Origin of the sequence: Kordiimonas sp. SCSIO 12603 (assembly GCF_024398035.1) — a bacterium.
Taxonomy (GTDB): Bacteria; Pseudomonadota; Alphaproteobacteria; order Sphingomonadales; family Kordiimonadaceae; genus Kordiimonas.
In genome coordinates this window covers 3073642-3091712 of the sequence record NZ_CP073748.1, presented here as the reverse complement: position 1 = coordinate 3091712, position 18071 = coordinate 3073642, and the positions used below count along the sequence as shown (strand labels likewise).

The window sequence follows — 18071 nt, the reverse complement described above, 5'->3', positions numbered from 1 at the left end:
ATGACAACTGCTTATTCATTCTTGGAAGATATGCCGCATTTGAAAGGACGCCTCAAGGAAGGCGCCGATCTTGCGCGTCTCAGCTGGTTCAGAACCGGTGGGCCGGCTGATATTTTATTTGAACCCGCGGATGAAGCAGATTTACAAACCTTTCTACGCCATGTGCCCAGTGAAATACCAATTACCGTGGTAGGTGTTGGCTCTAATTTACTTGTACGAGATGGTGGTGTTAGGGGGATTGTTATCCGGCTGGGCAGAGGCTTTTCAGGCACCCTTATTCAAGGAAATGTACTGAAAGCTCTTGCTGGAACAATGGATGTACATGTTGCGCGAGAAGCACAGAAAGCGGGTAAAACAGGACTTGAATTCATGGTGGGGGTACCAGGAACAGTCGGCGGTGCATTACGAATGAATGCAGGTGCTTACGGCCGTGAGATCAAGGATGTTCTGTTGCATTCTCATGCCGTTGATCGGTATGGGCATATGCACGAGTTCAAATTGGATGATTTTGACTTCAGTTACCGCAAAACAGCTTTGCCAGCAGACTTGATCTTTTTAGGAGCATCGTTTCAAGTAAAGGATGGTGATCCTGCTGAGATACAGAAGCGTATGGACGAGATCACAAATGCGCGCTCAGAGAGCCAGCCCATCGGTACTCGTACTGGCGGTAGTACGTTTAAAAACCCAGAGGGCACCCATGCATGGAAGCTTATTGACGAAGCTGGCTGCCGAGGGCTTCAAATCGGCGACGCCCAGGTTTCAGAAAAACACTGTAACTTCCTTATTAATCACGGCGGAGCTACAGCTGCTGAGATTGAGGAACTTGGGGAGACAGTGCGCACGCGTGTGAAAGCCAATTCAGGCGTTGATCTTCACTGGGAAATCCAGCGAATTGGGGAGGCGAACTAATGACAGCTTTTGTTAAACAGCATCGTTATGGATTGTCGCTTTTTACCTTTATTTTGCTGGTTGCGTCAGTAATGCTGTTTGCAAGATCTGTAACGGAAAGCTGGTTCTACGAAACCACCCGTCAGGCAGGTTTTGAATTATCTCAGCTTTCGGTGAGTGGTGCTGAGCGTACGGCTTACAACGATGTGCTCGCTGTTCTTGATATTGATGATGGTGTGCCGATCCTGTCAGTTGATCTCGTTATGATTAAAGAACGCATTGAGACTCTGCCTTGGGTTAAACAAGCTAAAGTGAGCCGTATTTTCCCAGGAGAGATTAAGGTTTCTATCACCGAACGTGAAGCGTTTGCCCTGTGGCAACAAGAGGGTGTTGTTAGGTTGATTGACCCAGACGGCGTAGTTATTACTGCTCGCGGCCTGCACGAGTTTAGTCATCTACCTCTTGTTGTGGGGGAAGCAGCACCTGCGCATATCGAAACGTTGTTCTCGAAGTTGGAAACAGCAGGTGATTTATCGGATAGGGTGAAAACAGCTGTATTCGTTGGTGAACGACGCTGGGATATTATTTTTGATAATGGTATTCGTTTGAAACTCCCTGAGGAATTTCTGACGGATTATAACGGTGATGCCGCATGGGATAAGTTTGTAAGGCTGGAGGCTGCTCACAATTTCCTTGCACGGGAGATTAGCGTATTAGATATGCGTGTTGCTGATCGTGTAGTAGTGCGCGTAACCCCAACGGGCCGCCGTATGATGGACGGTAAAGAGTGGGCAACCTGATTGTATAGAGTGATGGATCTATGAAGATATTAGATGACGTAATGGAAGGAACAATCGCTGCACTTGATGTTGGATCAAGTAAAGTAGCGTGCCTGATTGCTGATTTTTCCCCTGATGGATCTTATGTGGTACGTGGCGTTGGTAACCGGGCCTGTAACGGCGGTGTTGTTGGTGGTGCCATAGTTGATATGGAACTTACTGAGAAAGCGATCCGTGCCTCTGTTGATCAAGCAGAGAAAATGGCAGGTACGACGGTAAGCGACGTAATTCTCAGCTTCTCTGGTGGTGAACCGCAAACGAGAGTAATTGAAGTTGAGGTAGATGTTGCTGGTCATGCCGTGACACAGGCTGATGTTGATCAAGCAATTGCAGAGGCTAAAGAGCAAATAGATTTTGACGAGGATGGATTGTTACATGCCTTTCCTGCGGCTTACGCGGTGGATGGTAATTATGGTACCAAGCCTCCAGTTGGGATGTACGGTAAAAAGCTGGGGCTGGCCGTCCTGGCAGTAACTGTATCAGCAGGCCCTCTTAAAAATCTGGAGGCCTGTGTGCGCAGGGCTCATCTGAATGTTCGGAGTGTGGTGCTTGCCCCTTATGCTGCGGGACTTTCCTCACTTGTTGATGATGAAATGAAAATGGGTGCTGCCTGTATTGATCTAGGCGGGGGCACCACGGGTATTTCTGTCTATGCCCAAGGGGCTCTGGTCCATTCTGAAATTCTGCCCATTGGTGGCGCTCAGATTACTGAGCAAGTTGCTCGGAATCTGTTAACACCATTTGATGAAGCGGAACGGCTCAAAACATTTCATGGCTGCGCGCGAGTTGACGCAACGGACGAGCATATTGAGATTGAAGTACCGCAAGTTGGTGAAGTGGGATCTGACCGTGTTGTGCGCATGAAACGTAGCGCGCTTACATCTGTTGTTGAGAAAGAACTTGAGCTTCTTTTTACAACAATTGCTGATCGTCTTGATCAGTCAGGTTTTTCGGGTGTTGCAGGACGGCGGGTAGTTATCACTGGTGGTTCAGCGCAGTGTGAAGCTGTCCGGGATCTTGCATGCCGTATCCTCGGGCGTCATGTGCGTATTGGCCGTCCTCAAAAGGTTTCAGGGCTTCCTGTGGCCGGGCAATCCCCTAACTTTGCAGTGGCTGTTGGTTTGCTGGAATATGCGGCTAAAACACCTCAGCAAATTTTTAAACAAGACAAACAAGCAGGCGATATTCCCCAAGGCGGCGCGTTTAGCCGGGTAATGCGCTGGATAAAAGAAAGTTTCTGATGAAATACGTGCTGCAAACACTGGCATTGCCACGCGTAGCAGGTTAGAAAGAAATCAACGGAGGTATTCGGGCAATGTCGATTGAATTTGGAAATACAGAGCTAACAGAAATTACACCGCGCATTGCGGTTGTGGGTGTTGGTGGTGCGGGCTGTAACGCCGTAAATAATATGATTTCAGCGCAGTTACAAGGCGTTGATTTTGTCGTTGCAAATACAGACGCGCAGTCACTTGCTGCATCTGCTGCTGATAACCGTATCCAGCTGGGTATAGAGATCACTCAAGGTCTTGGTGCTGGCGCGCAGCCTAAAATTGGTGCTGCAGCGGCGGAAGAGGCAGTTGATTCAATTGATGAAACCTTAAATGGTTGCCATATGGCGTTTGTAACGGCCGGTATGGGCGGCGGTACGGGCACAGGTGCTGCGCCGGTTATTGCTCGTCGTGCTCGTGAAAAAGGTATCCTTACAGTCGGCGTTGTGACACGACCGTTCCAGTTTGAAGGTGGCCGCCGTGCAAAGATTGCAGACAGTGGTATCGCTGAACTTGCCCAGAATGTTGATACGCTGATTATTATCCCGAACCAAAATCTGTTCCGTGTAGCGAACGAGCGTACGACTTTCGCAGATGCCTTTAATATGGCTGATGAAGTGCTACATTCCGGTGTTCGTGGTATTACAGACCTTATGGTTATGCCCGGTTTGATCAACCTTGATTTTGCTGACGTTCGTACAGTTATGTCTGAAATGGGCAAAGCCATGATGGGTACGGGGGAAGCGGAAGGTGAAACCCGTGCACAGGATGCCGCCGCCGCAGCTATTTCTAATCCACTTCTTGAGGAAGCTTCCTTAAAGGGTGCTAAAGGTGTGATCATCAACGTTACAGGCGGGATGGATATGACGCTGTATGAAGTTGATGAAGCCGTAAATATGGTGCGTGAGCAGGTGGACCCAGATGCGCTTATCGTATTCGGTTCTGCTTTTAACCAAGACCTTGAAGGTAAACTTCGTGTCTCTGTTGTCGCTACAGGTATTGAGGGCGGAGCACAGAATATTGAAATTCCAGTGCCCGTGCGCAAGCCTGAGCCGGCGCCAGAACCAATCGTAGAAGAAACTGCTGCTGAAGAGGCAGAAGAGGCTGCCGAGGTTGCTGAAACAGTGGAAGAGCATGATGCTATTCCTATGGAAGAAGAGAAATCCGTTGCTGATATTCTAGGCGAGGTACAGGCATCTTTAGATGACCGTGCTGAGCAAGCTGTATCTGAGCAGCCAGAAATGCCAAGGGAAGCTGAAGACCTGGAGGAAAAGGCGCTAGCGAAAGCTGAGCAAGCGGATGCTTTTGTTGCAGAGGCACCTATGATGCCAAAAGAGACACTTGCTCCGCCTGCGGGACAGGCAGAAGCACCTCTTGTGGATGCATATACGGCTGAGCCTAAGGTTGAAGAAGAACCTAAGCCAGAACCTTCTACACCACAGAAGCGTAGCCTGTTTCAGGTGATGACTGCTGGTCTAAGAGGCGGAAACACAGAAGTAAGCGCATCTGAGCGTGTAAATACGGAGCCAGAAGCCGTTGAAACAACTTCTTCTCTTGGTGGGGTAACTGAAGAAGATCGTTCCGCCCCTAAAACAGCGGATAAGGATCAGCTAGAAATCCCTAGTTTCTTGCGCCGTCAGCAAAATTAAACTGAGCTGAAAGTTAATCGAAAAGCCGGATTTCTTATCCGGCTTTTTTTATGTCCATATGCCGCAGTGATCATTTCAAATGAACCTGATAAAGTGTGTAGGTGATGTGAGGGATACATATGAACAGATACTTATTGATTGCGGCTGCCCTTAATTTCAGCGCGGCTTTTACCCATTTGCTAATTATCTATTTTGGTGCACCTTGGTACCGCTTTTTTGGTGCAGGTGAACAGATGGCAAAGCTCGCCGAGGAAGGGAGCAACTATCCTACTTTTATCACTCTATTCATTGCGGGTGTGCTATCTGCCTTCGGGCTTTATGCCCTTGCGGGTGCTGGTGTGAATATAAAGTTACCCTTGGTGAAGTATGCGCTCGCTGGGATTACCGCTATTTTCCTCTTACGTGCTTTAGCTCTAATTCCAGTTTTTAGGCCTGAGGAACAGTTGCCTAGCCCAGCTTTCTGGACATGGAGTTCACTGATCGTATTAGTCTTTGGCCTTATACATTTAATTGGCCTTAAGCAAACCTGGCATTCGCTATAGAAGAAACTATTTTTGCCAGCGCTCGAGCGCTTTATCATCTGCGTCTTTGGCATCCACCCATTTAGCACCTTTAGATGTGGTTTCTTTCTTCCAAAATGGTGCGTTGGTTTTAAGAAAGTCCATAATAAAGTTAGCTGCGTCGAACGCTGCTTGCCTGTGTGCGGAAGCTGTAATCACCAGAACGATATTGTCGCCGGGGAATAATTCGCCGAACCTGTGAATGATACGGCAGCCTTCAAGTGGCCAGCGCTCTTTAGCTTCTTTTGCAATTCGATTGAGTTCGGCTTCGGTCATTGCGGGATAATGTTCGAGCGTCATGGATGTAAGACCATCCGCTAAATCGCGTACTGTACCAACAAAGCTGACAACAGCGCCGATATCGTGATTATCTGCTTTTAGTTGATTAATCTCATTTCCGATATCAAAATCGTCTAGCTGTACTGAGATTTGGGGCTGCATATCAGCCGCCTGTAACCGGAGGAAAGAAGGCGATCTCATCAGTATCGCTTACGGGATGATCAGCCTGCGCATGTACTTGGTTTACTGCAATCCGAACAAACATCATGCTTTCAAGAGCGTTGTGGTGACCTTCGCTGAAGCTTCTCAAATGTGCAACCAGATCAGCAATCGTTTCTACGCCATCAGGCTTGCTGATAGTTTCTTCACTTTTGCCAATTTGCTCACGGATGCTCGCGAAATAGAGGATCTGCATTCTTACACCATATGTTTTAGGCCAACCCGAAGATAATCAAGACCTGTATATAGTGTTAGAACTGCTGCAATCCAGAGGGCAACGATACCAATTTCCTGTGCAGGAATTCCAAATGCGATAGCACCTTTGGACCATGTAAGTGAACCAAGGGCCAGCATTTGTACGGTTGTTTTCCATTTAGCGAGCATGGTTACGGGTACGCTCACCTGAATGCCTGCGAGGAATTCCCTAAGGCCAGATACAAGTAATTCCCGGCACATTATAATCACAGCCGCCACAACATGAATGCCGTCTACCCAGCCTGCAAAAACGAGCATGATAATGACTGCACCGACCATGAGTTTGTCAGCGATTGGGTCAAGGAATTGGCCGATCTTTGAAACACTGCCAGTGGCGCGTGCAAGATAGCCGTCAAAAAAGTCAGTGATGCCTGCTAGGGCAAAGGTAACAAACGCGACGTGGCTGCCTAGCGGTTGCTCCATAAAAAATGAAGCCACAAGAACAGGGATCACAACGATCCGTGACATTGTTAAAATGTTTGGCAAATTCCACATAAGCGCGGGTATTCCTAATGCTTTACTGTCTTTCGCACACCATAGCGATTAAAGCGCTAAGGTCAATCATCCGGCAAACTTAATCATGAAAATGATCATAAATCTGCTGGGCCATGGCTTTTGAAACACCGTCCACGTTCGTCAAATCTTTTACGTCTGCATCAATCACCGCTTTTGCTGAACCAAAGTGATGGAGGAGAGCCTTTTTGCGCTTTGGGCCAACACCTGGAATTTCATCAAGTGGCGATTTTTTAATATCACTCTTTCTACGGGCTCTATGGCTCCCGATGGCAAATCTATGAGCTTCGTCGCGCAGGCGTTGAAGATAATAAAGTACTGCATCTGTATGTGGCATCATGAAGGTTTCTTTACCCGGCATATGGAATTGCTCACGTCCAGCATTTCTGTCCGGCCCTTTGGAGATGGCAACAATAGTAACATCGGTTACGCCAAGTTCTTCGATGATCTCCATAACGGATGAAAGTTGACCTTTACCACCATCAATCAATAGAAGATCTGGCCAATGACCTCGTTCCCGGGTCGCATCTTCTTTGAGAAGACGAGAGAAACGCCGCCGCATCACCTCCCGCATCATGCCAAAGTCATCCCCAGGCGTAAGATCTTCGTCCTTGATGTTAAACTTGCGGTAACTGTTTTTCATAAAGCCATCGGGACCAGCGACAATCATACCACCAACTGCGTTGGTTCCTTGAATATGGCTGTTATCATACACTTCAATACGCTGAGGGGCTTCATCCATATCAAACGCTTCGGCAACACCTTCGAGCAGTTTGGCCTGGCTCGCACTTTCTGCCATATGACGCTCAAGAGCTTCTTTGGCATTACGGCGTGCTTCAGCTATCACCTCAGCTTTTTTCCCTCTAGCTGGTACCGTTATCTCTACCTTGCGTTCCATGCGTTCCGACAGTGCTTCTGATAGAAGTTTTGTATCAGGTAACTTATGAGAGGTAAGAATAAGCTTGGGGGCAGGCTTGTTATCGTAGAACTGCGAGATAAAAGCGGAGAGGACAGTTTCTATATCATCGCTTTTGTCATGCTTGGGGAAATAAGCCCGGTGACCCCAGTTTTGCCCTGCGCGGAAAAAGAATACCTGAATAGCGATACGGCCTGCTACTTCTTCAGCTGCGATAACATCAGCTTCTTCAACCATCGCATTGACGATTGATTGGTGGCTTTGAATTTGAGTAAGAGCATTCAGGCGGTCGCGGTATACAGCTGCAACTTCATATTCCATTGCTTTGCTGGCTTCTTGCATGGAGGCGGCGAACTTCTTTTGGATTTCGGATGATTTGCCTTCCAGAAACGCGCGGGTTTCAGCAACCATATCGCCATAGTCTTTTTTACTAACTTTATCAACACATGGGCCTGAACAGCGTTTGATCTGATAGAGCATGCATACTCGGCTTCTGGTTTCCAATGTGTTGTCGCTACAGCTTCGAAGCTGGAAAACTTTTTGAAGGGTATTGAGAGTGCGATTTACTGAACTTACATTGGCAAATGGCCCGTAATATTGGCCTTTATGCTTTCTGGCACCTCTATGTTTGGAAATCTGAGGCCATTCATGGTCTTCCCGCAAAAGAATGTATGGGAAAGATTTATCATCTTTCAAAAGCACATTGAACTGCGGTTTGTATCGTTTGATCAGAGATGCCTCAAGGAGAAGGGCTTCTCCCTCTGTGCGAGTGGTTACAAACACCATAGACGCTGTTTGAGCGACCATACGCTGCAACCTGATGGTAAGCCTGTTAACCTGAGTGTAGGAAACAATTCTTTTTTTAATGCTTTTTGCTTTACCCACGTAAAGTACATCACCGTGCTCACTCAGCATCCGGTAAACCCCAGGCGCTGTCGGCGCTGTCTTCACTTGTTCTCGGATTACAGAAATCCCAGCAGATAGATTGGTTTGGGTCACTTTGGTTTACCTTGCACAGATTTAGGTTTCATTTTTGACGGAATCGTCCTCGAGAATCAATGAACGAATTAAGCTTTGTGAATAACTTGAAAGATTTCCACTTCAGCTGTGGATAACCTTGTGGGAAAGATATGGGTATGTAATGCAACATGGCTGTAACACTTGGCTTCTAATAAATTGCCTATTTTTTAGGCAATTTTGCTAAGTTGTTGTTTTTAAAGGGGTCAAGAAATAAAAAACACATTATTGCATCAAAAATAAATTTGTCATCTTGTATGCATATAGGGGGTGTGGCAGCGAATGATTCGTTGTGCACAACTTTTCTGGCTATGAATAAGGAAACGCTTAGAAAAAACCAATTGTTACTAATTGGTTAACTATATCTATGGCGTTCAATCTCTACACCTACGCTTGCAGCGCCTTCAACCGCTTCAAGTTTTTCCACACGTACGCGTGTGCCGATAACTCGATTATCAACCAGCGTCATTGTTGCGATTTCTTCAGCTAGAGTTTCAACAAGATTAATGTGCCCTTGTGAAATGATCTTCTGAATATTAAGAACGATGTCGTTGTAGCAGACAACTTTATCTAATTGGTCACCATGGTGATCATTATTTTCAAGAACAGAAAGATCGACGTTAATACGGACTTTCTGGCGCGTATCTTTTTCGTGTTCCCAAACACCAATTTCGGCATCTGTTACATAGTCACGCACAAAAACATGGCGAACAGATCGTGTAGCATCCGCATAAGGTAAATGTGAAAGTGATGCTGCTGGTTTTACATCATCATGTGCCATGGTCAGTCCTCAAGAATATCTTCTGTACGCCAAGCCAAATGCTGGCCGCCATCTAGGGTAACCATCTGCCCTGTCATTGACGGAGTCTCAAGTAAAAAACGCACAGCATTTGAAATTTCATCCAGGGCAGGGCCTTGCTGTAGTAACACTTTTGCAGCTTCCTGTGCGAATTCTTCTTTTGATTGCCTAGTGTTAGCAAGTGTTGGACCCGGGCTGATGGCATTCACACGAATATTCGGTGCCAGAGCCTGTGCCCCAGTGCGGGTTGCGTTCCAAAGCGCTGCTTTTGATGACGTATAGGAATAATACTGTGGGTTCAGTTTTAAAACTCGTTGATCAATTAAATTGATAACAGCTGCTTTTTGCTTTGCTGGCAGTGTTTGCGCCAGTTTTTGTATAAGTAATACTGGGGCTAACAAATTCACTGCATGATGTGCATTCCAGCTTTCTGTGGTGAAAGAACGGATATCATCTTTTTCAAAAAGCGATGCGTTATTCACTAAAATATCGATTGGTGTGCCGAGCATATCACTTGCGCGTGCAAGCAAAGACCCTGTCGCTATTTCATCAGCGAGGTCAGCTCTAACGGTTACTGCTTTTCTACCCATATCACAGATAGCATCAGCAACTTCAGCTGCTGCTTCTTCTGAACCATGATAGTGTACAGCAACGTCATAGCCAAGTTCAGCGAGCGACAGGGCTATATGTTTACCAATTCTATGACTGGCACCTGTGACAAGAGCGGCACTGTACGGTGATTTACTCAAAGTGAAGGCCCATTACTGATGCACTGTCACCGTTATTCGCCAGATATACCATATACCCAATATACATAATTACCATGATCATACCGGAGAACCTTCCAACTCGGGAACGCATCCGGCAAAATGGGATAAGCAACATGCTTGCACCTAGCATCACCCATAAATCAACTTCCATAAAGCTATCAGGAACAGGCACAGTACCAAAGAGTGAAGTAACACCCATGATGCCAAGAAGGTTGAAAATGTTAGACCCAATAACATTACCGACAGCTACATCGCAGTGACCACGAACTGCTGCTACAAGAGCTGTTACTAGCTCAGGTAAGCTAGTTCCAAGAGCAACGAGTGTAAGCCCAATCACTGCTTCTGAAACGCCAAAGTCACGAGCGATATCAACAGATCCGGCAACGAGTAGGTCGGCACCAAAAGCCAATCCAAACAGACCCGCTACTACAAGAAGGAAGGATTTTCCGTAGCTTTCTGGTTCTTCGTTTAACTCTTCCATGCCGTCGAAGCCAGACTCTGCTTCGCAGCCATGGCGAGCCCGCATCCCTGAGTAAACAAGAAATGCTGTAAGGCCAGCAATAAGGATAATTCCTTGTGGCCATGCAATCTCACCGGTGAAGGCTACACCCATAAACAAGGCTGTAGCTAATAGCATAATGCTTAGGTTACGGCCAAGGCGTGGTGCATCACATGTCATAGGGGCAATCATTGCAGGAAGACCAACAACAAGAAGCACGTTCGCGATATTGGAACCAACAACATTACCAAGAGCAAGAGAGGGCGAGCCGCCAAGCACAGCATCTACGCCAACAAAGAGTTCAGGCGCACTGGTGCCGAAAGCAACGATGGTCAAACCAATTATAAGTTTTGAAATCCCGGCGTTTTGGGCAATTGATACAGCACCTCGCACGAGAAGATCGCCGGCTACAACAAGCAATACTAAACCAGCAACAACTTCAATATAGGCCATACGGCTCTCTAATCCTTAATCTATATCTTGCATAAAAATGCAGTCTTAAAGGTTTATATAGGTATTCGTTTCTAGAAAAGAAAGTCAGTATCCGCGATTTAGGTCTAACTTATTTTCTGGTTCTTCCCCATTTTCCAGCCTTTTTATGTTTCTAACTACATAGTTAGCTGCCGTATCTGGGCGTGTAATAGCCGCAACATGAGGTGTAATAATAAGTTTTTCCTGATGCCAAAGTGGATGATCGGTGTTTAGAGGTTCTTTGGGGAATACATCTAGGGTTGCACTTTCTATATGACCACTAGTCATCACTTCTTCGAGAGCATCAAGGTCAATGAGACCGCCTCGACCGCCATTGATGATGGAAGCACCTTGCGGAAGCTTTAGAAGGCGTTCTTTGTTGAGTAGATTGATTGTTTCTTTAGTTTCAGGCAGTAGACATACAAGGATGTTGGAGCCAGAAAGAAATTCATCAATGGTTTCAGTGCCGGAATAATGTTTGATACCTTCTTCAGGTGTTTTGGCCGTTCTCGACCATGAAACCAGATTATAGCCAAAAGGCTTGAGCTTCTCTGCAGCTGCTTTGCCAAGTGCGCCATATCCCATGATACCCACCTGAACATCTTTGGCGGCAGGGGCAAACACACGAGCCCAGTTTTTCGCCTTTTGCTGTTCCAGAAGATAAGGCATTTGTCTGTGATGCATAAGTACACTCATTGCCATAAATTCTGCCATGCCTTCTTTAAGGCCATCATCACCCATGCGGATGATAGGGGTATCTTTAGGTAGCTGAGGGTCACGTGTAAGATGATCAATCCCGGCTCCCATTGAAAAAATAGCCTGAATGTTTGGATAATCTTTCAGTAGACCCGGTTTTGGTTCCCATACAAGAGCATAGGCTGGGCCGTCCTCAGGTGAGCCCCAATCTGGGTAGCTTCTGAACTCCAGATCAGGGTTTTCAGCAAGTAACGCATCTCGCCAGATTTCATGAGGGTAATCGTCAAGATAAAACAGAATACGCATTATTTTACAGGCCCGGCTAATGTGTCGTGGTGGCTAACAATAAGTTCGCGGAGGTGGAAACTGATATCAGCACGGTTTTTAAAGCCTGCGTCAACGGCTGCCTTTTCGCCAGCTTTTGGGCTTTCGGGGCCACCTGCAGCAAAACTGCTGAGGCTATCATGGAAACCAATGGTGAAAATATCTACGTCCGTCCCAAATGTAACCTGGAAGATGGCATTCTCTACTTGACCGGTGAGGCCTAGATATTTGTTTTCAATCTTGCGTTGGCGCAAAAGCGCTTCATGTTTACCGGCTGCGGCATTGAACATTTCAATATGGTAGAGGCCTTTACCTGAGGCTTCTTTTTGCAAGTCATCCCAATTGGTTTCAGATGTTGCTAAGAAACTCACTTCAGAATCTGCAAGGTTCCGTACCTGCTTTTCAAATGTTGCAGTTGCCTCAATGCACGCTGTAGCACAGTTTTCTTCGTGCTTGCCAAGAAGCATAACATCCCAGTGGTTGCCCTGACTGTGGCGCATCATAAGAGGGGTGGAGCCGTCAATAGCTTGCCAATCTGTCTTTTTAATTAACTCTAGGAGGGCAGGGAACTTACCCGGTGCAGCCCTTAACTGCGTTACCCAGTAATCATCTGCGATACTCGGGAGGCTAAGGCCTCCCAAGAGTGTGAGGCCGATAAGGAATTTTTTCATTTTACTCTCCTAACGTAGCGGGCTTGATTGTGCGGCACCGTGGAAGATGGCGTTAAAGAACACCATGTTCAGGCCATCAAGATAGGCACGTACTGTTGGATCTTGTGTAAATCCAATAACATGGCCGCGCCCCATGCGTTCGCTAACAACAAATGGTTTATAGGCATATTGCTTGCGGTTTTCTTCCCAAAGGTGTCCACTGGCGAGAAGGGCGTCGGACCCTTCAAACCAAGCGACATTTCGACCGCTATTAAGTTGTGCTGGCGTATAGATGTCACTCCCGCGAATAAGAACATTTAAGGTATCTGGCAGGCCAGATGACAGCCAGTGGTCTTTATCAACAGATGCACGTACCAATACACCAGGGACACTATCTGGGCTTTCGTTTGTCGGTTCAACTGCTGCCTGCATTTCTTCCAGGCTATTGAAAATAGTTCCTTCTACACGGCCGTTTTTAAGTTTCTTTTCTTTGCCAGCGTCTTTTTCTTTTACCTGCGCTTCACGTTGAATTGAAAGCATGCCTACATCTTTATCTGAGAGATAGCGAACGGCAGTGCCCGTACCGATGAGGACCCCGCCTTTACGCACCCAGTCTTTCAGATTCGAGGCACCGCGTTTTCCGAGAGCGGATTGGTAACCACCCCAAGAGGATGGCAGAATGATAACCTGATAACGCGATAGATCAGCACGAGAAAGCTGGGCAGGACGAATAGCTGTTACTGGGTAACCAAATTGGCGTTCGACCACAAAGCGTGTGTTTCCTGCGGAATATTGGCTGGTTGGTTCATCCCATGCGATGGCAACTTTAGGGGCAACCAGTTCGTTCACTGAACGGCTACCTAAATCTTGCCCGTTATCAACCCAGCTTGAATTGACACCAACAACTTCAGCTCCTGTAGCTTCTGCGATTGCTTTAAGGTCTGGGCCCAGTGTCTCTGTGTTTTTAGAGACATCAAAGATCAATGTACCAGCAGGATAATCTTTACCGTCTTTCTTAAAGCCTTCGTCGATAATCTTAACGCGAAGCCCTTTACGCAGGGCAGAGGTAAGAAGGCGGCCTGCAGCCATGTCGTTCCAAGGTACCAGATAGGCGACAGAGGCTTCTGTTGTATTAACACTAGCTGTATTGATTAGTGTTTCACCTGCTGGTGTAGAAGAAGCATTGACAGCTTTGCTGCAAATATCCATTTCCACATTATACATAATAGGCAGTGACCATGCGGTTACGTCATAGATATCATGGCCAATGTTTTTCGCTCGGCGGCGTTCCTGTTCTTTTACCCACTCTGCGCTCATGTTTACCTGTGGATCAAGTAGCGTGCGGATCATGCGCTTACGTGGCTGCGCACTATCAACAATGAAGGCACCCGGTTGGTATGTGTTGCCGCAGGCGTTGAAATTTGACGTAGCTTGTTGCACTTCAATACCTTGCGCGGAGAGTACGCCAGCGAGCTTACGATTAGCTGCTTTGTCTCTTGACGCAGGGAAAATATAAGAACGGTTCTTTTTATCTTTCTTGGCTTCATCAATGGCTGAAACCTGATAGTCCCAGAAGTTTGTAAGGAACTTTTCTCTGTTCTTTGCGGTGGTTTCTGCTGTTGCCATAGAAGTTATAAAGTGCTGGCGAACCGTCTGGCGATACTCAAGGTCTGTACCGTTACTGCGGCGGTAAACTAGTCCACGAGAGGAGGCTTGTTCATATGTCATGGAAATGGCGCCGTAATAAGCTGGCCAGCTGGCACCGTACCCTGGATAGAAAGCATCAAAAATATCGCGTGTGAAATAGCTGTAGCCAAAATTATCAAACCATTTGGCGTTATTTTTACCAAATAGATAAAGGCTTTCACGCTGCTCGCCGGAAAGGTGCGGATTATATGGATCAGCTTCAGGTGCGAAATAATAAGTGCTGTTACCACCCATTTCGTGAAGGTCAACAAACACCAGAGGGTACCATTCCTGCAGCGCTTTCACATGGCCTTTGGTTTCGGGCTGTGTGAGTGAAATCCAATCACGGTTCATATCAAACAAATAGTGGTTTGTACGCCCGGACGGCCATGGCTCGTTGTGTTCAGCGGAAATTGGATCGCTATCTGCTTCCATACCAAGGGCTGTGCGGAAACGGTTGATGAAGCGGTCCCGGCCATCAGGATTCTGAAGGGGGTTAATAAAGACAATGCTGTTGTCTAGAATTTCTGGAACACGCTCATCACCACCAGATGCAAGTAAGTGGTATGCTGTCATCATAGCGGCATCTGTGGAAGATATCTCGTTCCCATGCACACTGTATGCGAGCCATGTAGAAGACGGCAGATCATCAATTAGCTTCTTAGCTTCTGCGCTTGAGGTTTTTCTAGGGTCTGAAAGTGCCTGCATGCCAGCTTTGAAAGTATCGAGTTTGGCAATGTTTTCCGGGCTTGAGATTGCAAGATAAATAAGACGGCGGCCTTCCCATGTTTCGCCGTAATCAAATAACTTAATATGGTCAGGTGCGGCCTTAGCTAGTGCTTCGAAATAGCGAATCATATCAGCGTGAGTGGTGATACGTTCGCCGCTTTTATAGCCTAAAACGCTTTCAAGTGTCGGAATGCTCGTCTGGTACTGTGCATTTGGCCAATACTCATAATCATCGGTAGCGATGGTTGCTGCACTTAGGCTGCTTATAAGCGCTGTAGCGGCTAATGCGCCCTTCAGATAGTTTTTCATTATGTCCCCCTAGAGCCAGAATTCGTGGTCTAATCATCAAATAGATCGATAAACACTTATTTACAGCTTGAAAAGGGTGGAAGAATCAATTATCCGTGCGCCCAAGAACGGGATCGCGCCGCAGGTGTGACTTATCCCTTGCTTTTTAATGAGGTTCGCCTTATGTTGCGCGCCTCGAATTCAATTAGCTCGCCAATTGGTGGGCTTTTAAATTTACCCGGCGGTGCTGAATAGCTAACCCCGGTTAGTGAAAAGGTTAGAAAAATGGCAGTTCCTAAGAGTAAGATCACTCGTTCTCGCCGTGGTATGCGTCGTTCACACGATGCTCTGAAAGCAGTTAACTTTCAGGAAGATACACACACAGGTGAATACAAGCTTCGCCACCACATCGACCTGAAGACAGGTATGTACCGTGGTAAGCAAATTCTTGAGCCAAAAGGCGATTACTAAATCCCTTTTGTAACTCAATTGAGTTTATGAAAACCGACGAGCCAGATGGTTCGTCGGTTTTTGTTTGTTTTGAGGCCAGCTCTGGTATCCTTATCTATAGTCGAATCAGAAACTGATGGGATATCTCGTGCGTATCAAAGCCTTTATCGCCGCTTGCATGGCTCTTTGCCTTTCCGCCTGTGTTACAACAAATGAAGTAACTGGGCGCTCCCAATTTATCACCATTCCTGCAAGCCAGGATGAAGAGCTCGGCCTTCAGGCACTTAATGAAGTGAAGAAGAGCAACGGGAACGTTCGTACATCAGGGCGTGATGTAGAACGAGTACGCCGTATTGGTGAACGCATCGTACGTGTTTCTGATAAGCCTGACCTCAACTGGGAATTCATTGTTATCGATGAACCGGTTCTGAATGCGTGGGCTTTGCCGGGTGGCAAGGTAGCTGTTTACAGCAAGATGATTGACAATCTGACTGATGAAGAACTGGCAGCCGTACTTGGGCATGAAGCGGCACATGCTATACTCCGTCACGGCGCTGAACAGGTGAGCAGAGCACAGGCGCAGCAGCTCGCGATTGTTGGCCTTGGTGCTGTGGTTGGTGCGACAACTGAGAATGAAAAAAATGCTCAACTCGCTGTGGCTTTAGGCTCAATGGCAGCACAAGGTTTTGTCGCACTTCCTCATAGCCGTAATATGGAACTAGAAGCAGATCATGTAGGAACCATTTATATGGCACGCGCAGGCTATAACCCGAGGGCTGCAGCTCAGTTATGGCGCAAGATGGCACGCCTTAAGGAGGGTGGTGGCGACCAGCCAACGTTCCTGTCTACCCACCCATCTGATGATAAGCGTATTGCTCGAATTGAAGGCCGAATGCCTGAATACCTGGCTATTTATGGAAATAGATAGGGGCGCTAATTATAGGGGCTGAATTTGCGTGGCTTGGATGTTTTATAAGCTTCATTAGCAGAAAGCTTAATCAGTCCTTTAATAATTCTATAAAGCGCCCAAATTGTTGTTAGTAAATAAAGACCTAAATATATTAGAAAGGGGCGTGCTCTTTCAAGCATACCTTCGTCATTAAGTATGTTTGTGTAGGACTCGATGAAGCTATTGAGTACAAAAAATATTCCCAAAAGCGTAACAAATAACTGAACGATGAAGATTAGAGTGATATTTGCAAAGTGGTTATGGAATCTGGATTGGCTAATATCGTTTTTGAGGATAAAAATGATCAAAATTGAGATTGCACTAAATAGTGCATATCCTAAACTCAAACCTAAGCCGAGATATGCAATGAAAAGCCAGCTTTTGGCTTTTTGATCTATTCTGGTTAAAGGTGCAGGTTGTTGAATTTGGTGAGCGCTCATTTTTATATTCCCCCTTGGCAGTGAGGAAAAAACTAAAATATAGGTTTATTGAAAGCAATTATAAATTTTAATTGATCTCAAAGAGAGAAATCTAAGCCAATATCAACCGCTGGGGCGGACTGTGTGAGGCGTCCTACAGAAATGTAATTCACGCCTGTTTCAGCAATGGCTCGGATAGTTTTTAAATTCACACCGCCTGAAGCTTCACAGCTAATACGACCATCCACAATTTTCAGTGCTTCCCTAAGGACCGCAGGTGGCATATTATCCAGAAGCAGGCTGTTTGCGCCTGCTTCAACGGCCTCTTTCACTTGTTCCAGCGTGTCACATTCAACTTGAATATCTTTTCTGCCAGCAGCTTTTGCACCTTCAATGGCTTTTTCAACACTGCCAGCTACAGCGATATGATTGTCTTTGATCATGACAGCGTCAAAAAGACCCATGCGGTGGTTTTTACCGCCACCCATAGCTGTGGCGTATTTGCCAAGTTTTCTGAGGCCAGGAATGGTTTTACGCGTATCGAGCAAGGTCGCAGACGTGCCTTCAATTAAGTCAACATACTGCCGAGTGAGTGTTGCGATACCTGAAAGATGCTGAACGATGTTAAGGGCTGTGCGCTCAGCAGAGAGTAGTGCTCGCGCTGTACCGTGGACGGTCAGGATATTAGTGCCAGCAGAGAGCTTGTCACCATCTTTGGCTTCAAACGTGAACTTACAGTTAGGGTCAAGGCGTTTGAAAATAGGCTCAATAAGCGGCAGGCCTGCTACCACCATATTTTCCCGAGCATTCATGCTTGCTTTTAGCATAGCATCGACCGGGATTACCGTTTCTGCTGTTACATCACCTGTGGCGATATCTTCAGCGAAGGCACTATCAATGAAGGCTTCAACTTCTCGGTTAGACAGCGGAAACAT

The 18071-nt window shown here is 46.6% G+C and carries 19 protein-coding genes; 7 read left to right on the top strand and 12 right to left on the bottom strand.

What is annotated here, in order from left to right; all coding sequences use genetic code 11:
* The 5 genes from murB (at position 1) to KFE96_RS14420 (ending at position 5189) form a co-directional block, all read left to right on the top strand.
* Entirely contained in the window at positions 1–909 is a 909-nt protein-coding gene (murB, locus tag KFE96_RS14440; RefSeq protein ID WP_255833261.1) for a UDP-N-acetylmuramate dehydrogenase, read from the top strand.
* The gene (locus KFE96_RS14435; protein ID WP_255833260.1) at positions 909–1688 is read left to right on the top strand and encodes a cell division protein FtsQ/DivIB; all 780 of its coding nucleotides are present in this window, start codon (positions 909–911) and stop codon (positions 1686–1688) included. Before murB ends, KFE96_RS14435 begins: the two co-directional genes overlap by 1 nt.
* A 20-nt stretch (positions 1689–1708) precedes the next feature.
* A complete protein-coding gene (gene ftsA, locus KFE96_RS14430) occupies positions 1709–2968 on the top strand; it encodes a cell division protein FtsA (RefSeq protein ID WP_255833259.1) in 1260 nt (419 codons plus the stop codon).
* A gap of 74 nt (positions 2969–3042) precedes the next feature.
* On the top strand, positions 3043–4647 hold the full coding sequence (ftsZ, locus tag KFE96_RS14425; protein WP_255833258.1) for a cell division protein FtsZ: 1605 nt from the start codon (positions 3043–3045) through the stop codon (positions 4645–4647).
* Positions 4648–4766: 119 nt separating this feature from the next.
* Positions 4767–5189: a hypothetical protein gene (locus KFE96_RS14420; RefSeq protein WP_255833257.1), complete on the top strand. Its 423-nt coding sequence runs from the start codon at positions 4767–4769 to the stop codon at positions 5187–5189.
* A gap of 6 nt (positions 5190–5195) precedes the next feature.
* Here the strand turns inward: KFE96_RS14420 and moaE are convergent, their stop codons facing one another.
* The 10 genes from moaE to KFE96_RS14370 form a co-directional block, all read right to left on the bottom strand.
* The gene (gene moaE, locus KFE96_RS14415; protein WP_255833256.1) at positions 5196–5648 is read right to left on the bottom strand and encodes a molybdopterin synthase catalytic subunit MoaE; all 453 of its coding nucleotides are present in this window, start codon (positions 5646–5648) and stop codon (positions 5196–5198) included.
* A gap of 1 nt (position 5649) precedes the next feature.
* Positions 5650–5901: a molybdopterin converting factor subunit 1 gene (moaD, locus tag KFE96_RS14410; protein ID WP_255833255.1), complete on the bottom strand. Its 252-nt coding sequence runs from the start codon at positions 5899–5901 to the stop codon at positions 5650–5652.
* 2 nt (positions 5902–5903) lie between these two features.
* Positions 5904–6455 carry a CDP-diacylglycerol--glycerol-3-phosphate 3-phosphatidyltransferase gene (gene pgsA, locus KFE96_RS14405; protein WP_255833254.1) on the bottom strand — a complete coding sequence of 184 codons (552 nt, stop codon included), beginning with the start codon at positions 6453–6455 and terminating at the stop codon, positions 5904–5906.
* A gap of 79 nt (positions 6456–6534) precedes the next feature.
* Entirely contained in the window at positions 6535–8388 is a 1854-nt protein-coding gene (gene uvrC, locus KFE96_RS14400) for an excinuclease ABC subunit UvrC (protein ID WP_255833253.1), read from the bottom strand.
* A 373-nt stretch (positions 8389–8761) separates the two neighbouring features.
* Entirely contained in the window at positions 8762–9187 is a 426-nt protein-coding gene (locus KFE96_RS14395) for a dihydroneopterin aldolase (RefSeq protein WP_255833252.1), read from the bottom strand.
* Between the two features lie 2 nt (positions 9188–9189).
* Complete coding sequence (locus KFE96_RS14390; protein ID WP_255833251.1) at positions 9190–9954, bottom strand: SDR family oxidoreductase; 765 nt, start codon at positions 9952–9954, stop codon at positions 9190–9192.
* On the bottom strand, positions 9947–10927 hold the full coding sequence (locus KFE96_RS14385; RefSeq protein WP_247016288.1) for a calcium/sodium antiporter: 981 nt from the start codon (positions 10925–10927) through the stop codon (positions 9947–9949). Before KFE96_RS14385 ends, KFE96_RS14390 begins: the two co-directional genes overlap by 8 nt.
* A gap of 84 nt (positions 10928–11011) precedes the next feature.
* The gene (locus tag KFE96_RS14380; protein ID WP_255833250.1) at positions 11012–11947 is read right to left on the bottom strand and encodes a glyoxylate/hydroxypyruvate reductase A; all 936 of its coding nucleotides are present in this window, start codon (positions 11945–11947) and stop codon (positions 11012–11014) included.
* Positions 11947–12636, bottom strand: a complete 690-nt coding sequence (locus tag KFE96_RS14375) for a hypothetical protein (RefSeq protein WP_255833249.1) — start codon at positions 12634–12636, stop codon at positions 11947–11949. The genes KFE96_RS14380 and KFE96_RS14375 overlap by 1 nt, the downstream gene beginning before the upstream one ends.
* Positions 12637–12645: 9 nt before the next feature.
* Entirely contained in the window at positions 12646–15339 is a 2694-nt protein-coding gene (locus tag KFE96_RS14370; protein ID WP_255833248.1) for a M14 family metallopeptidase, read from the bottom strand.
* A gap of 264 nt (positions 15340–15603) precedes the next feature.
* On the opposite strand from KFE96_RS14370, the gene rpmF reads away from it, so the two are divergent.
* Positions 15604–15789, top strand: a complete 186-nt coding sequence (gene rpmF / locus KFE96_RS14365; RefSeq protein WP_247016278.1) for a 50S ribosomal protein L32 — start codon at positions 15604–15606, stop codon at positions 15787–15789.
* A gap of 127 nt (positions 15790–15916) precedes the next feature.
* On the top strand, positions 15917–16696 hold the full coding sequence (locus KFE96_RS14360) for a M48 family metallopeptidase (RefSeq protein ID WP_255833247.1): 780 nt from the start codon (positions 15917–15919) through the stop codon (positions 16694–16696).
* 5 nt (positions 16697–16701) lie between these two features.
* Here the strand turns inward: KFE96_RS14360 and KFE96_RS14355 are convergent, their stop codons facing one another.
* Complete coding sequence (locus KFE96_RS14355) at positions 16702–17157, bottom strand: hypothetical protein (protein WP_255833246.1); 456 nt, start codon at positions 17155–17157, stop codon at positions 16702–16704.
* A gap of 77 nt (positions 17158–17234) precedes the next feature.
* Positions 17235–18071 (bottom strand): carboxylating nicotinate-nucleotide diphosphorylase, encoded by an 837-nt coding sequence (gene nadC / locus KFE96_RS14350; protein ID WP_255835604.1) that lies wholly within the window; start codon positions 18069–18071, stop codon positions 17235–17237.

Coding starts and splice junctions, on each gene's coding strand:
- KFE96_RS14380 (WP_255833250.1), bottom strand. CDS start 11,947: ATGCGTATTCTGTTTTATCTTGACGATTACCCTCATGAAATCTGGCGA.
- KFE96_RS14435 (WP_255833260.1), top strand. CDS start 909: ATGACAGCTTTTGTTAAACAGCATCGTTATGGATTGTCGCTTTTTACC.
- KFE96_RS14385 (WP_247016288.1), bottom strand. CDS start 10,927: ATGGCCTATATTGAAGTTGTTGCTGGTTTAGTATTGCTTGTTGTAGCC.
- KFE96_RS14395 (WP_255833252.1), bottom strand. CDS start 9,187: ATGGCACATGATGATGTAAAACCAGCAGCATCACTTTCACATTTACCT.
- moaD (WP_255833255.1), bottom strand. CDS start 5,901: ATGCAGATCCTCTATTTCGCGAGCATCCGTGAGCAAATTGGCAAAAGT.
- KFE96_RS14375 (WP_255833249.1), bottom strand. CDS start 12,636: ATGAAAAAATTCCTTATCGGCCTCACACTCTTGGGAGGCCTTAGCCTC.
- ftsA (WP_255833259.1), top strand. CDS start 1,709: ATGAAGATATTAGATGACGTAATGGAAGGAACAATCGCTGCACTTGAT.
- pgsA (WP_255833254.1), bottom strand. CDS start 6,455: ATGTGGAATTTGCCAAACATTTTAACAATGTCACGGATCGTTGTGATC.
- KFE96_RS14370 (WP_255833248.1), bottom strand. CDS start 15,339: ATGAAAAACTATCTGAAGGGCGCATTAGCCGCTACAGCGCTTATAAGC.
- rpmF (WP_247016278.1), top strand. CDS start 15,604: ATGGCAGTTCCTAAGAGTAAGATCACTCGTTCTCGCCGTGGTATGCGT.
- moaE (WP_255833256.1), bottom strand. CDS start 5,648: ATGCAGCCCCAAATCTCAGTACAGCTAGACGATTTTGATATCGGAAAT.
- KFE96_RS14420 (WP_255833257.1), top strand. CDS start 4,767: ATGAACAGATACTTATTGATTGCGGCTGCCCTTAATTTCAGCGCGGCT.
- KFE96_RS14355 (WP_255833246.1), bottom strand. CDS start 17,157: ATGAGCGCTCACCAAATTCAACAACCTGCACCTTTAACCAGAATAGAT.
- nadC (WP_255835604.1), bottom strand. CDS start 18,071: ATGTTTCCGCTGTCTAACCGAGAAGTTGAAGCCTTCATTGATAGTGCC.
- murB (WP_255833261.1), top strand. CDS start 1: ATGACAACTGCTTATTCATTCTTGGAAGATATGCCGCATTTGAAAGGA.
- ftsZ (WP_255833258.1), top strand. CDS start 3,043: ATGTCGATTGAATTTGGAAATACAGAGCTAACAGAAATTACACCGCGC.